This is a genomic window from Niveispirillum sp. (genome assembly GCF_017996735.1).
In the GTDB taxonomy this organism is placed as follows: domain Bacteria; phylum Pseudomonadota; class Alphaproteobacteria; order Azospirillales; family Azospirillaceae; genus Niveispirillum.
In genome coordinates this window covers 37,139-52,280 of record NZ_JAGOGJ010000040.1, presented here as the reverse complement: position 1 = coordinate 52,280, position 15,142 = coordinate 37,139, and the positions used below count along the sequence as shown (strand labels likewise).

Sequence of the window (15,142 nt, the reverse complement as noted above, 5' to 3'; positions counted from 1 at the left end):
TCCCCAGGAAGTTCGATGCCGCCCCTGTCCTGCATCTGGCACAGCATCTGGCCGGCATCGAACTTCCTGGGGATGCCCGCAGCGGCACGGCCCCCGCCCTGTCATTGCGCGGCCGCCTGTCCCTGACGAAACAGAGTGTCGGCATGGACGGGATCGAGCTGCAATGGGGCGACAGCCGCGCCACGGGCAGCGTGGAACTGCCGCGCCACAGCGACAGCACGGGTTCCATCGTCCTGGCCTTCACGGCGCTGGATCTGGATGGGCTGGGGTCCGATCTGCCGGGGCTGAAATCCGGCTTGATGCGGGCCAACCTGTCACTGGACCTGCTGGCCGACCAGGGGCGGTGGCGGGGCGACATCCTGCGCGACCTGCGGCTGGTCGGGCGCCTGGGCGACGGGGTGCTGGGCGACGCGGAACTGTCCGCCACCCTGCCCGGCTCAACCATCCTCACCCTGAAGGGCGCTGCCGATTTCAGCGCGGATCAGCCGGTGCTGGGTGCCGATATCGATCTGAAATCCGACAGCCTGCGCGATATGCTGGCCTGGGCCGGGGTAGCGGTGGACACCGTCCCCCTGGAACGGCTGCGGCAGGCCCGCCTGACGGGGAAACTGTCGGGCAAACCGCTGGATTTTGCCCTGACCGATGCCGTCGGTACGGTGGATACGACAAAATTCAGTGGCGCCATCACTCTGTCGCGGCGCGACCGCACGGGCGTTGGCTTGCGTGTCGATCTGGACCGGCTGGACCTGGATGCCTATCGCAAGACGGATGCCCCGCCCCTGTGGCCGACGCTGAAGCCCCTGCTCGACGGTCTGGATCTGACGCTGGAGGCCAAAGCGCAGCAACTGGTGGCGCAGGGGCTGCCGGTGGAGGGGCTGATCCTGGATGCAGGCTGGACCGGCAATGCCCTGACCCTGCGCAATCTTGCCGCTAATGGGGTGGCCGGCATCAATGTGAAGGCCAGTGGACACCTGTCGGACAAGGAGGGGGAAAGCTCCCACCTGACGCTGACCGGGTCGGGGCCGTCGCTGGCCCCCCTGCTGCGTGCCCTGGGGCGGCCGGACCCGGTCCTTGCCGAACGGCTGGGACCCGTGGTTGTCGAGGCGCGGCTGGTCGGGGACGCCAGCAGGCTGGCCGTCGATATTCGCGCCGACGCGTTGGGCGGCAGCACGCAGGTGGGCGGCAGCATCGGCAATCCCACGGCCAAGACCGACGCGCAGTTGGATGTGAAACTGCGCAGCAGCCTGCCCGATACCGGCAACCTGTTGCGCCTGCTGGTGCCTGATTGGCGGACGGGCGGCGCCCTGGGGCCGCTGGATCTGTATAGCGGCATCACGGGACCTGTCGGCGGCACCCTGGTCATGGACGGTATCCAGGGACAGTTCGCGGGCCATAACGCCGCCGGTGCCCTGACCTGGACACCCGGCCCGGCAGAGGGTGGGGCGGCGCGGCTGGACGGCAAACTGTCGCTGTCGGTGCTGGATGCCGATCTGCTGATGCCCGCCCTGACGCAGGAAGGCGATGCCTGGAACCTGGGCTGGACACGCAAGCTGAATGGCAAGCTGGACCTGTCGATCCCGCAACTGACGCTGGGCGGGGAAAAACTGCTGAATGCCAGCCTGCCCCTGAGCATCGGCAATGGCTTGGTCCGTCTGGATGCCGCCACCGCTCGCTGGCAGGGCGGTGATGTCACCCTGACGGGTGCCCTGGAACAGACGGAGAAATCCCCGCTGGCCACGGATGAGGAACCGGGGCCGGTCCCGCTGTCGGGCAGCGTCGCGCTGGGTATCAAGGATGCAGTCCTGCCCGATGGGTTCGGCAACACATCCTTGGGTGTGAAGGGCGGGCGGTTCGACCTGACCCTGACCGGCACCGGCGCCGGACAGACACCGCGCGCCCTGCTGTCGGCGCTGACCGGCGAAGGAAAGATCGGCCTGCGGGATGGCGGCATCACGGGGCTGGACATGGCGCTGGTCAGCAAACGTCTGGCCGAAGGCGGTCCGAAGGGGCCGACACAGGTGCGCGCCGCCCTGCGTGCCAATGGGGAGACGGCTTTCCAGACGCTTTCCTTGTCCTTCGCCCTGGCCGAACGTGCCGCCGCCCTGAGCGCTATTGACGCCAAAGGCCCCCTGGGCACGATCAGCGGCGCCGGGCGTTGGTCCTGGCAAGACAGAACGCTGGATCTGGGCCTGAGCCTGCAGCCGGCCAGCCCCAAGGACGCGCCCGCCATGGCCCTGAAACTGGCCGGTCCCGAAAAAGCTGCCGTGCGCACCCTGGAACTGGCCAATGCCGATACATGGCTGGGTGCGCGGGAAACGGAACGGCTGGCCAAACAGGCCGCCGCTGACGCTGCGGCGGAGGCGGCAAAGGCCAAACCCGCACCGGCAGCCCCCGCCAAGCCACCACCGGCCAAACCGGAGACCAAGCCCGCAGCCAAGCCGCAGCAGGACGGCACGGTGCAGGGAATCCTCGACCGGTTGAAACGGACCCCTTGATTTACGAGTCGAATGAGTATTCAAGTCGCAGGCAACGGAATCATGAGCCACCAGGGAGTGAGTGCCATCATGTTGAAGGGTAAGGTTGCCATCATCACCGGCTCCACCAGCGGCATTGGCTTGGGCGTGGCACGCAAGCTGGCCGCGGCGGGTGCCGATGTGGTCTTGAACGGCTTTGGCGACACGGCGGAGATCGAGGCGGTACGCAGCGGCATCGAAACGGAATTCGGCGTCAAGGCCCGCTATTCCGGTGCCGACATGACCAAGCCCGATCAGATCAAGGCCATGGTGGATGAGACGGCGGCCGCCCTGGGAGCGGTCGACATCCTGATCAACAATGCCGGTATCCAGCATACGGCCCCGGTCACCGACTTTCCGGCCGAGCGCTGGGACAGCATCATCGCCATCAACCTGTCGGCCGTCTTCCACGGCATCCAGGCCGCCCTGCCGCATATGCAGGCCAAGGGCTGGGGCCGCATCATCAATATCGCCTCGGTGCATGGTCTAGTGGCCAGCGTCAACAAGGCCGCCTATGTCGCCGCCAAGCATGGCGTGATCGGCCTGACCAAGGTGGTGGCGCTGGAGAATGCCGAAAGTGCCATCACCTGCAACGCCATCTGCCCCGGCTGGGTGCTGACCCCGCTGGTGCAGAAGCAGATCGACGCCCTGGCCGCCCGCGAAGGCATCAGCGAGGTTGAGGCCAAGGTGAAGCTTCTGTCGGAAAAGCAGCCGTCCAAGCAGTTCACAACGCCCGACGAACTCGGCGATCTGGCCGTATTCCTGTCGTCGGCGGCCGCCGCCAATATCAAGGGTGCCGCCCTGACCGTGGATGGCGGCTGGACCGCTCAGTAATATCCTGTCCCTACACAGTCTTCCTCTCGTTCCCCCAGACAAAGTTCATCATGACCCGATCAAAAACCGTCGCCCGCCCCCGTGTTGGTCTTGCATTGCAGGGGGGCGGGTCACACGGGGCCTTTACCTGGGGCGTGCTGGACCGGTTGCTGGAACTGGACCGTCTGGATGTGGAGGCGATTTCCGGCACGTCGTCCGGCGCCATGAACGGGGCGCTGATGTCCTGCGGCTGGCTGACGGGCGGGCCGCAGGCGGCGCGGGACCTGCTGCACCGGTTCTGGCGGCGCGTGGCGAAAGCCAACGCCTTCGGACCCCTGTCTCCGTCCTTCCTGACGCAGTTGACCGGCAATCCGAATGTGGAGGCACACCCGGTCTATGCCGGGTTCGACCTGATGATCCGCATGATGTCGCCCTATCAGTTCAACCCGCTGGGGCTGAACCCGCTGGCCGACGTGCTGGACGGGCTGATCGATTTCAAGGTGCTGCGAGAAGCGCGGGACATGCGCCTGTTCGTCAGCGCCACCAATGTCGAGCGCGGGCGCTTGCGGCTGTTCCAGGGCCAGGATCTGTCGGTCGATTGCCTGCTGGCCACCGGCTGCCTGCCCTTCCTGTTCCAGGCGGTGCAGATCGACGGGGAGCATTACTGGGACGGCGGTTACATGGGCAATCCCGTGCTGGACCCGTTGATCAAGCAATGCCGGACCAACGATATCCTGATCGTTCAGGTCACGCCGATCGATCGGCCGGATGTACCGAAGAACCCGACCGCCATCGTCGACCGGATCAATGAAATCAGCTTCAATTCCACTTTCTTGCGGGAATTACGGTCGATCGAGCTGGTGAATGGCCTGCTGGCCAAGGGGGCGATGACCACGGAAGCGTCGGGCATGCGGCCCATCCACCTGCACCGGATCGAGGCGGAGGAACGCATGGCCCATCTGGGTGTGTCCAGCAAGCTGAACGCCGACTGGGGCTTCCTGACCGATCTGCGCGATACGGGCCGGGCCGCTGCCGACGACTGGCTGGCCCGGTACGAAAAGGATCTGGGTCAGCGCAGCAGCTTTGAAACCGGCCCGCTGTTTGTGCGCTGATACCGGATTTCACCCCAGCTTCTTGCCTGCGGCACCCGCCAGATCCTGGATCAACTGCCAGGCGACGCGGCCGGAGCGGTTGCCGCGCGTCACCGACCATTCCACGGCCGCCGCGCGCAACTGTTCCACCGTCAGGTCCAGGCCGTGGGCGGCGGCATAGCCTTCGACCATGGCGAAATAGCTGTCCTGATCGCAGGCATGGAACCCCAGCCACAGACCGAAACGGTCGGACAGGCTGATCTTCTCCTCCACCGCTTCCGACGGGTTGATGGCGGTGGACCGCTCATTCTCGATCATGTCGCGCGGCATCAGGTGCCGGCGGTTGGACGTGGCATAGAGCACGACATTGTCGGGCCGTCCCTCGATCCCGCCCTCCAGCAGCGCCTTCAGCGACTTGTAGTCACCATCATCATGGCTGAAGGACAGGTCGTCGCAGAACAGCACGCAGCGGCGGTCGCTGGCGCGCAGCACCTCCAGCAGCCGGCCCAAGGTGGGGATGTCGTCACGGTGGATTTCCACCAGGGCCAGCGTGCCCGGCGCATCACGGTTCACACGCGCATGCACCGCCTTGACGATGGAGCTTTTGCCCATGCCGCGCGCACCCCACAACAGGGCATTGTTGGCCGGCAGCCCGCGTGCAAAGCGGCTGGTATTTTCCAGCAACTGCGCCTTCTGCCGGTCGATGCCCTTCAGCAGGTCGTAATCGACATGGGCAACGCGGGCAACGGGGGACAGGCACAGGCTGTCGGCATGCCAGACGAAGGCGTCGGCCGCCGACAGGTCCCCCGTCGGCCGGGCGGGTGGGGCCAGCCGGTCCAACGCGTCGGCGATACGGGACAAAAGGGCGGCAATATCCTGTTCGGCCATGATCATGTCGCTCTAAACACAGGTGGTGCCCCTTGCACGATCCTGCTGCCGGGGCCAGATGAGGTGCCCGCACGCTAGCATGGGGCTGGCGGCTGGCCGAAGCCCGCTTGCCGCATGGCAGTTGGCCGGTTTCGGTTGCAACGGCCCCGATGGCTTGTATAGTCCCCGCAGCCGGCGCCGCCGGCAGTTTTTAAGAATTCGAGGAGCAGTTGATGTTCATTTCCACGGCCTATGCCCAGGCCGCTGCCGGTGCGCCGGGTGGCGGCATGGAATCCCTGATGTCGCTGGCCCCGCTGGTGCTGATCTTCGTGGTCTTCTATTTCCTGCTGATCCGTCCGCAGCAGAAGAAGCTGAAGGAGCACAAGTCGATGCTGGACGCGCTCCGCCGGGGTGACAAGGTCGTGACGGGCGGCGGCATCGTCGGCAGCGTCGTCAAGGTCGCCGACGACGAGGTTACGGTGGAAATCGCCGAGAATGTCCGTGTCCGCGTCCTGCGCTCCACGATCACCAGCGTACTGGCCAAGACCGAACCCGCCAAGGTGGACGAGAAGTAATATATGGGGTCATGAACAATGACCCTTTGTGGCCGGCGTTGAGGACGATTGAAGTCTCCTCAGCGTCAGGTCAGCATGGGAAAGGGCCCGATCCGGATCGCACCGGCATCGGGCCCTTTCGATTCAGAGCAGGATCAACGTCGCCAGTCCCAGGAAGGCCAGAAAGCCAACCACGTCGGTGACCATGGTCAAAAACACACCTGAGGCCACGGCCGGATCGATCTTCATCCGGTCCAGCACGAACGGGATCAGGCCACCGAAAAGCCCCGCACAGATCAGGTTGATGACCATCGCACCCGCGATCACCACACCGATCAGGGAATGGCCGAACCATAGATAGGCGATGCCCCCGACAATGCAGGCCAGGGCCAGACCGTTCAACAGGCCGACCAGCACTTCCTTGCCGATCACCCGGGCGGCATTGGCAGTTGTCAGTTCCTTGGTTGCCAGCGCGCGCACGGCCACGGTCAATGCCTGTGTGCCGGCATTGCCCCCCATGCTGGCAACGATGGGCATCAGGGCCGCCAGGGCCACCACTTGGGCGATGGTGCTGGTGAACTGGTTGATGACCGTGGCCGAAATCAACGCCGTCACGACATTGAAGGCCAGCCAGCGGAACCGCGAACGCGCGGTCGACAGCACGGCACGGTAAAGGTCGTCCTCGCCCACACCACCCATGGCCAGAAGGTCAGCCTCCGCCTCCTCCTCGATCACGTCCACCACGTCATCGACGGTAATCACGCCGACCAGCCGCCCGTTCCGGTCCATCACCGGCGCGGATACAAGTCCGTAATTGCGGAAAAGGCGGGCCACCTCCTCCTGATCCATGGTCACGGGGATGCGGTGGATATCATCGTGCAGGATATCGGCCAGTTTGACGCCGCGCTTGGCCCGCAGCACCCGCGACAGCGGTACGCTGCCCATGACCCGGTGCATCGGGTCAACGACAAAAATGTCGTAAAATTGCTCGGGCAGGTCGCTGTCATCCGTGGTGGCCGCGGCACGCAGAAAATCCAGCAGGCCGCCAACCGTCCAGAATTCGGGCACGGAGACGAACTGCCGGCCCATCAGACGGCCGGCCGAGTATTCCGGATAGGTGAGCCCCTCCTCCACCAGCGCCCGCGCTTCCGGCGGCAGGTTGGAGAGAATCGATCGCTGCGCCTCTTCGTCCAGATCCTGGATGACATCGACCGCATCGTCGGTGTCCAGTTCCGCGACGGCGGCGGCCAGAGCCTTCGGCTCCAGCCGTTCCATCACCTCATCACGCAGGTCCACGGAAAGATAGGTCAGGATTTCCGCGTCAAATTGCGGGCGCAACAGAACAATCAGCAATTCACGCCGATCCTCGTCCGCCTGTTCCAACAGGTCGGCAATGTCCGATGGATGCAGTTCCGCCAGCGCCGCGGCCGCGCTTTGCGCATCCCCGGCATCCAGAAAATCCGAAATGGAATGCATCTGCGCCCTTTCGGGCTCCTGCACCGTCAAGACCTGACCTCGATCGAGTTATCGCCGACCGGGACGATCGGCAGCCTGCTAACGCTGTTCCGGGAAATGGGCGTTTGCCAAGACACGGAGTTCAGGGCCCAGCAATGGGACGTTCGACGCGACCATCCACAAATCATAGAAGGGATGTCCCCGTGCGATACCGGCAACCGCCTGGAACCCGGCCTGCTGCAAAAGATGAGCCAGGCTGTCACGCGTGAAGCCGCAGCGATGCGCCATGAAGTGGTTCCCCAAGGCCAGGGAGGGACGATGGCCATAAAGGACGTCGATCGCGGAAATGGGGCCGGCCGGCGAAACGGCATAAGGCTCCATCAGCTTGCCCTTCGCCACCAGCGCCGCAATGCCCTGCAGATCCGGACAGGTGAGGATCAGGAACCCATCCGGCTTCAGCACCCGCCGGCATTCGGCCAATGCCACCGGCACCTCGTGGAAATACTGGTGCTCGATATTGTGGCTGGAAAAGATGGCGTCCATCGACCCGGACGACACCATCTCCATATTGACCATCGATCCGACGATATCGGGACCAACCGCCGGATCGATGTCGAAGCGCACCTCTTCCCAGCCATCGCTGGCAAAGGCCCGGGTTGTTTCATGACGCCGCTTCAAACCGCAGCCGACATGAAGGAAGCGCTTCAACTCAACCATCATATCGCCGTCCTGTTTCAACAATGTTCAACGGGCCGCAATCAGCGTTCATGCGGCCCGCCCGAATGTCGTCAACGCTCCTGCGCGACGGTGGAATTGTGCATCTGCGCGTCGATAACCGCCAGCGCCGACATGTTGACAATGCCACGGACCGTGACCGACGGGGTCAGGATATGTGCCGGCTTTGCGGTGCCCAGCAGCACAGGTCCCACCGTCAGGCCATCGCCCAGAACCTTCAACAGGTTGAAGGAAACGTTGGCGCTGTCGCGGTCGGGCATGACCAGCAGGTTGGCGGAACCGTGCAGCCGGCTGTTGGGGAAAATGCGGCTGCGGATTTCCGGGCTGATGGCCGCGTCCGCATGCATTTCGCCCTCCACTTCCAGGTTCGGATAGCGGGTGGTGATGGCCTGCAACGCCTCCCGCATCTTCACGGCGGAAGCGTCATTGTGGCTGCCGAAGCTGGAATGGGACAGAAGCGCGATCTTCGGCGACAGGCCAAACCGCCGCACCTCCTCCGCCGCAAGATCGGTGATGTCGGCCAGATCGGCGGCGGTCGGGTTGGCATTCACATAGGTGTCGGTCAGGAAGAAGGTGCCGCGATTGAGGATCAGCACCGACAGGGCCGCCATCACACGGGCTCCCGGCTTCTTGCCGATCACGTCATTCACATGCTTCATGTGCCAGTCATACAGGCCGACCGTGCCGCAAACCAGGGCGTCCGCCTCACCCTTTTCCACCATCAGCGCACCGATGACGGTCGGGTTGGTGCGCACCACCTGACGAGCGCGGTCGGGCGAAACGCCGTTGCGCTCCATCTTGCGATGGTAGGTCTGCCAGTAATCATTATAGGCGGGATCATTCTGCGGGTCGATCAGGCGCACATTCTCGCCCAGGCGCAGACGCAGCCCCAACTTTTCGATACGGCGGGCCACAACCTCCCGGCGGCCGATCAGGATCGGCTGGGCGATGCCGTCTTCCAGCACCTGCTGGGCGGCGCGCAGCACCCGTTCCTCCTCGCCCTCCGCATAGGCAATGCGGCGCGGATCGGCCTTGGCCTTGGCGAAGACCGGCTTCATCAGCAGGCCGGAGCGGAAGACGAACTGGCCCAGTTGTTCGCGATAGGCGTCGAAATCCTTGATCGGACGGGTGGCGACACCGCTATCCATTGCCGCCTGCGCCACGGCCGGGGCGATTTCCAGGATCAGGCGCGGATCGAAGGGGCGCGGGATCAGGTATTCCGGACCGAAGCTGGGCGGCGCTTCGCCGTAGGCCATGGCCACCACATCATGCACCTCCGCCTGGGCCAGCCGGGCGATGGCATTGACGGCGGCGATCTTCATCGCCTCGTTGATGGTGGTGGCCCCGACATCCAGCGCCCCGCGGAAAATGAACGGGAAACACAGGACATTGTTGACCTGATTGGGGAAGTCCGAACGGCCGGTGCCGACGATGGCATCCGGGCGCACGGCCTTCACTTCGTCCGGCATGATTTCCGGGGTGGGGTTGGCCAACGCCATCACGATCGGATTGGCCGCCATCTTCTTCACCATGTCCTGAGTCAGGACGCGGGGAGCGGACAGGCCCAGGAAGATGTCGGCATCGCCGATGATGTCGTCCAGCGTGCGGGCGTTGGTGGGCTTGGCGTAACGCTCCTTGCGCGGGTCCATCAGTTCGGTGCGGCCCTGATAGACCACACCCTTGATGTCGTTGACCCAGACATTGTCCACCGGGAGGCCCATATCGACCAACAGATCCAGACAGGCAAGCGCCGCCGCCCCGGCACCGGAGCAGACCAGCTTGACCGAAGCGAAATCCCGGCCCGTCAGCTTCAGTGCATTGGTGATGGCAGCCGCCACGATGATGGCGGTTCCATGCTGGTCATCGTGGAAGACAGGGATCTTCATGCGCTCGCGCAACTGCTTCTCGACATAGAAGCATTCGGGCGCCTTGATATCTTCAAGATTGATGCCACCGAAGGTCGGCTCCAGCGCGGCGATGACATCCACCAGCTTGTCGGGATCCTTCTCGCTGATCTCGATGTCGAACACATCGATGCCGGCGAACTTCTTGAACAGGACACCCTTGCCTTCCATCACCGGCTTGGACGCAAGCGGACCGATATCGCCCAGGCCCAGCACGGCCGTGCCGTTGGTGATGACCGCCACCAGATTGCCGCGGCTGGTATATTTGGCGGCGTTGGCCTCGTCCTCCACGATGGCTTCGCAGGCATGCGCAACGCCGGGGGAATAGGCCAGTGCCAGATCGCGCTGTGTCGCCAGCGGCTTGGTCGGCGTTACGGCGATTTTGCCGGGAACGGGAAGACGGTGATAATCCAGCGCCGCATCACGGAAGGCATCGGTCATTTCAGGGTGAACTCCCAACAAACCTGAACGGATTTTTGTTGGTCCCTAGTTAGGCCCGGACAGCCGCCGCTGTCCAGCCATTGGGGGATGCGATCCGCAGGGATCAGCCCCGATGGCCAGGATCAGACGATAGCCTTGCCCGCATCGCAGACAAGGGGGCGCGGAGGGATCGGCAGGCTCTTTACTATCTGGTGATAAATGGACTGAAGCAAAATCCGCCGCGCAACTCTCGGTCACCTGTTCCCTTTTCCATTTTATTTATGTAATGCTCCGCAGTGATGGGCGCAGCCGTAATATCCCCCGCGTTATCTTCATCTCCGGCGGCCGCGCCCAGCCCGCGCAAAGGAAGCGATGCGATGTCTCTGCCCGACGGCGTTAATGATAAGGCCACTTTCTGGAACAACTTTCGTTCCCATATCGATTTCATGCGCGTGCAACTCGGTGTCCTGAACATCGAATTCCAGCCACGGCCGGGGCGCGGCCTTTACGCGCAGGCAAGCGCATCCCCCAGTACGGCCACGATCCGTACCCGTTGCGATTCCGCCATCACTCCCGCGATTCTGGCCAATCACCATTGGCAGATCGAGGAACTGCTGTTCGCCAAGAAGCTGCTGGAAACCGTACCGGCCGCTGTTGTGGTGGATGTGGGGGCCAATATGGGGCTGTTCACCCGTCAGGTTCTGGGCTGGTGCGACAATGTCAAACGCGCCTTTGCCTATGAGCCGGAGCCTGACAATTTCGCCTGCCTGCTGCACAATGTCGCCTGCTTCAACAATGTCGTGCCGGAAATGGTGGGGCTGGCCGAGACGGATGGCGTCTTCCGGCTGTTCCTGGACCTGCAGAATTGCGGCAATAACAGCTTGGTATCCGACGATCTGGCCGGCGCACAGACCAAGGGCGCGACGGAGGTCAAGGTGATCAATGCCGCCGTGGAGGCACGCCGCTGGCTGGAAGACGGCCTGCCAATCTTCTACAAGTCCGATACCCAGGGTTATGACGAAAAGATCATCACCCTGCTGCCGGACGAGGTCTGGGACAACGTGATCGGCGGCGTGATCGAGATTGAGAATATCGACAAGCCGGCGTTCGACATGGCCAAATTCACGGCCTTCCTGGACCGCTATAAGAACAAGGTCATCCTGGACCAGCCGGAAACGATCGTGTCGACCAGCGAAGTCCTGGGCTATCTCAATCGTGGCAAGGGGCCCGGCGTCGATCTTGGCTTCTGGAAATAAGGAACGACATCATGGCCAAGTCCAAAGCGGTGGCGCTGCGCCTGTTCGAAATCTACAAGAAGAACGGTTACACGCTCTCCTCGGAGCTGGAGCCGGGATACATGAAGACGGACAGCTTTGTCTTCACGCGGCTCTATGTCGGGCATCTGAACCAGACCTACCATCTGGGCATCGCGATGCGGGAAATCGCCTTCCTTGAGTCGCTGAGCAGCCTGACCGATTTCAAGAACATCTTCATCATCGGCAACAGCTTCGGCTTCAGCACGCTGGCCCTGGCCCTGATGAATCCACAGGCCAAAGTGGTGGCAATCGAGATCGGTCTGGAGCCGTTCACCGATCGCTGGATCGAGGCGACGAATACCATTGCCCAGACCGAAGGCCTGAACGTCAAGGTGGTGAAGGGCAGTTCGCCGGAAAACAATGCCGAAATCATCGAGCGCGAACTGGGTGGCGCCATCGATTTCGCCTTTGTTGACGGCCTGCATACCAATGACGCCGTCCAGAAGGATTTCGACAGCCTGCGGCCGTTCGGTCACCGCCGCACCATCTATGGCTTCCACGATGTGCTGGCCCACAAGATGGTGGAGGGCCTATCCGCCGCTGTCAGCCGCAACCCCATTCCCGCCCAGATCTTTTTCGCCACGCCATCAGGTATCGCGCTGGCGTCGGAAGAGTTCCCGGAAGGGTTCGATGTGTTCTGCGACGTCTATGGCAGCAACAGCCTGACACAGGCCATCCTGGAACGGGGGGTGGCGGCCGTGGTTCCAGCCGCTTGACCGTATGCCGGTTTGGTAGCCAAGGGCCGCGCCGGGAAACCGCGCGGCCCTTGGCATTTTCCAGATCATTGCGGAACAGGGCAATCCCGTCGCCCCCCAACCGCACCCATCGAAAAGAATGAGTCCTGAAAGCACGAAGCCCCGGAACATCGCTGTTCCGGGGCTTTCGCGTCTTGATCATGGTGCGGCCGAAAAGACTCGAACTTTCACGGGTTGCCCCACAGCGACCTCAACGCTGCGCGTCTACCAATTCCGCCACGGCCGCAAGCACATGTCGAAAACCAGACAGGCTTGCCGTCTGGTGGAGCGCTGGATAGCAAATCGCGCCACACGGTTCAAGCACCAATAACGACCTTCATGGCCAAGCAACAGATTTAACAGGTCGGCCCCGCGTGATAGCCTTCGGACCAAGTTCCACGCCCCCATGGGAGATTGGCGACAATGAATTTGAAGAAGACCCTGGCCGTAACGCTGGCCGCCGCCACCATGCTGACCGCTGTGCCGGCGCTGGCCGACACGGTTGTCGGGCTGGTGGCACCGCTGACCGGACCCAACGCGGTATTCGGCGAACAGATGCGCCGTGGCGCCGAGATGGCGGTCGCCGACATCAATGCCAAGGGCGGGCTGCTGGGTGAAAAACTGGTGCTGGTCAATCTGGACGACGCCTCCAACCCCAGCCAGGGCGTTGCCATCGCCAACAAGCTGGCCACCCAGGGCGGCGTTGCCGCCTTTGGCAACTTCAATTCCGCCGTGTCGATTCCCTCTTCCAAGGTGTTCGCGGATGAAGGGATCATCATGATCAGCCCGGCATCCACCAACCCGCAACTGACCGAGCAGGGCTTTACCACCGTTTTCCGCACCTGCGGGCGCGACGACCAGCAGGGCGATGTCGCCGCCGCCTGGCTGACCAAGAATCACAAGGATGGCAAGATCGCCGTCATCCATGACCAGACCACCTATGGCCGGGGCCTTGCCGAAGCCACGCGCGCCGCGCTGAACAAGGGTGGCAAGAAGGAGGTCATGTTCGATGCCGTGAATGTCGGTGACCGCGACATGTCGGCCCTGGTCACCAAGATGAAGGATGCCGGCGTCAACGTCGTCTATTTCGGCGGCCTGCATACGGAGGCCGGCCTTCTGGTCCGCCAGATGGCGGATGCCGGTCTGAAGGCAATCTTCATGTCGGGCGACGGGGTTGTGAACCAGGAATTCTGGAACATTGCCGGCGCGTCGGCCGAAGGCGCGCTGGTCACCTTCGGCAACGAATATCGCGATAAGCCGGAAGCTGCCGACGTGGTGAAGCGTTTCCGTGGCGCCGGATTCGAGCCGGAAGCCTATACGCTGTACACCTACGCAGCCGTGCAGGTCTGGGCCGGGGCCGCGGTCAAGGCGAAGACGGTGGATGCCGACAAGGTGGCGGCCAGCATCCGCGACGGCGTCTATACGACGGTGATCGGGCCCCTGTCCTTCGATGCGAAGGGGGATCGCAAGATCACCGACTATGTCGTCTACCGTTGGAGCAACGGCAAATATACCCCGATCCCCGGTCAATGATCCTTGTAAGGCGCCTCCGGCCGACGATAAGGCCGGAGGCGCCTCGCGTGGAGGTCTATACCTTTTGATCAGATACATTCTTTTGGCTTAGTGCGTTGACCGAGTGGCTGGGTTGCCCGCCCCGCCGGGCTGTCTTATCAACCTATGGGTCAAGCCATTTGCCGATCGCCGGTGGATTCGCGCCTTGATTTAAAGGAAAAGGGACAAGAGGTGACCTTACCCGCCGCCCCGCTGAAGGTGATGATCGTCGAGGATGATGCCCTGGTCGCGTTGGGTGTGAGGCTGACGGTCAGCGAGTTGGGCCATAACGTGGTCGGCATCGCGGCTTCGGAGCTGGAGGCCCTGGCCGTGGCCCAGGCAGAACGGCCGCAACTGGCCCTCATGGATATCCGGCTGCGCGGCACCAGTGACGGCGTCCAGGTGGCCCAGCGCCTCTGGCAGGAACTGCGGATCCGCTGCATTTTCCTGTCGGCCTATGCCGACGACCATACGATGGAGCGGGTGGCACAGACCCGGCCCCTGGGTTTTGTGCAGAAACCCTATTCCGCCCTACAGCTAAAGTCCGCGCTGGAACAGGCGCGGGCGCGGCTGGCCGAGAATATGGGCAATGAGCCAACATAATTTCCTGCATTGGGCATGGCTTTGCCGCAATTGAATGAGATCCTGCCCATGTAGGCAGCGGTAGGCGCGGCAGACTGCCAGGAAAATACGCAATTCCTGGGGAAAACTGCATCGCCCCTGTTGTCAACGGAACCTCAAAGCTTCAAGGTTGGAGCGTTGAAGCGTACCCGGTGTTGGGGGGATGGGCCCCTTACACTGGCCACATATAAGCGAAGGAGCGAACAATGCGCGTGCTTCCCCTGGTTTTTGCCGGCCTGATGGTTGTCGGTCTGGCTGCCTGCGGCAAGAAGGAAGAGGCTGCCGCCCCCGCCCCGGCTCCGGCCCCGGCGGCTGAGCAGCCGGCACCGGCCGCAGAACCCGCGCCGGCCCCGGCAGAAGCCCCGGCCGCCCCCGCGGAAGGCACCACCCCCGCTCCGGCCGAGGGCACGGCCCCGACCACCCCGCCGGAAGGCAACAAGTAAGATCAGCCTGCGGGCGATCTGAGCAGGGCCGGGCACCGTCGGGGTGCCCGGCCCTTTGCTTTTCAGACCCAGGGCCAAGCCTTTGTTTTATAGCAAGGGTCATGGACCATGACCCTTGGAGGCCG

The 15,142-nt window shown here is 63.3% G+C and carries 13 protein-coding genes and 1 tRNA gene; 9 read left to right on the top strand and 5 right to left on the bottom strand.

Going from position 1 to position 15,142, the window contains the following annotated elements:
* From KBA48_RS14680 to KBA48_RS14670, 3 genes are all read left to right on the top strand, one after another.
* Positions 1 to 2,495, top strand: a 2,495-nt coding sequence (locus KBA48_RS14680; RefSeq protein ID WP_292907598.1) for an AsmA-like C-terminal region-containing protein, incomplete at its 5' end; no start/stop codon positions are given.
* A gap of 69 nt (positions 2,496 to 2,564) precedes the next feature.
* A complete protein-coding gene (locus tag KBA48_RS14675; RefSeq protein WP_292907596.1) occupies positions 2,565 to 3,347 on the top strand; it encodes a 3-hydroxybutyrate dehydrogenase in 783 nt (260 codons plus the stop codon).
* 50 nt (positions 3,348 to 3,397) lie between these two features.
* Positions 3,398 to 4,438: a patatin-like phospholipase family protein gene (locus KBA48_RS14670; RefSeq protein ID WP_292907594.1), complete on the top strand. Its 1,041-nt coding sequence runs from the start codon at positions 3,398 to 3,400 to the stop codon at positions 4,436 to 4,438.
* Positions 4,439 to 4,447: 9 nt separating this feature from the next.
* Here KBA48_RS14670 and KBA48_RS14665 read toward each other — a convergent pair whose 3' ends face one another.
* Positions 4,448 to 5,305, bottom strand: a complete 858-nt coding sequence (locus KBA48_RS14665) for an ATP-binding protein (RefSeq protein ID WP_292907592.1) — start codon at positions 5,303 to 5,305, stop codon at positions 4,448 to 4,450.
* A 212-nt stretch (positions 5,306 to 5,517) separates the two neighbouring features.
* On the opposite strand from KBA48_RS14665, the gene yajC reads away from it, so the two are divergent.
* Positions 5,518 to 5,859, top strand: coding sequence for a preprotein translocase subunit YajC (gene yajC / locus KBA48_RS14660; RefSeq protein ID WP_292907590.1), 342 nt, complete (start codon positions 5,518 to 5,520; stop codon positions 5,857 to 5,859).
* Between the two features lie 123 nt (positions 5,860 to 5,982).
* Here yajC and mgtE read toward each other — a convergent pair whose 3' ends face one another.
* From mgtE to KBA48_RS14645, 3 genes are all read right to left on the bottom strand, one after another.
* Positions 5,983 to 7,314, bottom strand: a complete 1,332-nt coding sequence (mgtE, locus tag KBA48_RS14655) for a magnesium transporter (protein WP_292907588.1) — start codon at positions 7,312 to 7,314, stop codon at positions 5,983 to 5,985.
* A gap of 78 nt (positions 7,315 to 7,392) precedes the next feature.
* A complete protein-coding gene (locus tag KBA48_RS14650; protein WP_292907586.1) occupies positions 7,393 to 8,013 on the bottom strand; it encodes a methyltransferase domain-containing protein in 621 nt (206 codons plus the stop codon).
* 68 nt (positions 8,014 to 8,081) lie between these two features.
* Positions 8,082 to 10,373, bottom strand: a complete 2,292-nt coding sequence (locus KBA48_RS14645) for an NADP-dependent malic enzyme (RefSeq protein WP_292907584.1) — start codon at positions 10,371 to 10,373, stop codon at positions 8,082 to 8,084.
* Between the two features lie 356 nt (positions 10,374 to 10,729).
* Here KBA48_RS14645 and KBA48_RS14640 point away from each other — a divergent pair, with 356 nt between their 5' ends.
* Both KBA48_RS14640 and KBA48_RS14635 read left to right on the top strand, forming a co-directional pair.
* Entirely contained in the window at positions 10,730 to 11,608 is an 879-nt protein-coding gene (locus tag KBA48_RS14640) for an FkbM family methyltransferase (RefSeq protein ID WP_292907582.1), read from the top strand.
* Positions 11,609 to 11,619: 11 nt separating this feature from the next.
* The gene (locus KBA48_RS14635) at positions 11,620 to 12,384 is read left to right on the top strand and encodes a class I SAM-dependent methyltransferase (RefSeq protein WP_292907580.1); all 765 of its coding nucleotides are present in this window, start codon (positions 11,620 to 11,622) and stop codon (positions 12,382 to 12,384) included.
* Between the two features lie 180 nt (positions 12,385 to 12,564).
* Here KBA48_RS14635 and KBA48_RS14630 read toward each other — a convergent pair.
* A tRNA-Leu gene (locus tag KBA48_RS14630) sits at positions 12,565 to 12,649 on the bottom strand.
* Positions 12,650 to 12,825: 176 nt separating this feature from the next.
* On the opposite strand from KBA48_RS14630, the gene KBA48_RS14625 reads away from it, so the two are divergent.
* The 3 genes from KBA48_RS14625 to KBA48_RS14615 all read left to right on the top strand — a co-directional run bounded on the left by KBA48_RS14625 (position 12,826) and on the right by KBA48_RS14615 (position 15,017).
* Positions 12,826 to 13,935, top strand: coding sequence for a branched-chain amino acid ABC transporter substrate-binding protein (locus KBA48_RS14625; RefSeq protein WP_292907578.1), 1,110 nt, complete (start codon positions 12,826 to 12,828; stop codon positions 13,933 to 13,935).
* Between the two features lie 210 nt (positions 13,936 to 14,145).
* Positions 14,146 to 14,556 (top strand): response regulator, encoded by a 411-nt coding sequence (locus KBA48_RS14620; RefSeq protein WP_292907576.1) that lies wholly within the window; start codon positions 14,146 to 14,148, stop codon positions 14,554 to 14,556.
* A gap of 224 nt (positions 14,557 to 14,780) precedes the next feature.
* Positions 14,781 to 15,017: a hypothetical protein gene (locus tag KBA48_RS14615; RefSeq protein ID WP_292907574.1), complete on the top strand. Its 237-nt coding sequence runs from the start codon at positions 14,781 to 14,783 to the stop codon at positions 15,015 to 15,017.
* Positions 15,018 to 15,142 lie beyond the last annotated feature (125 nt).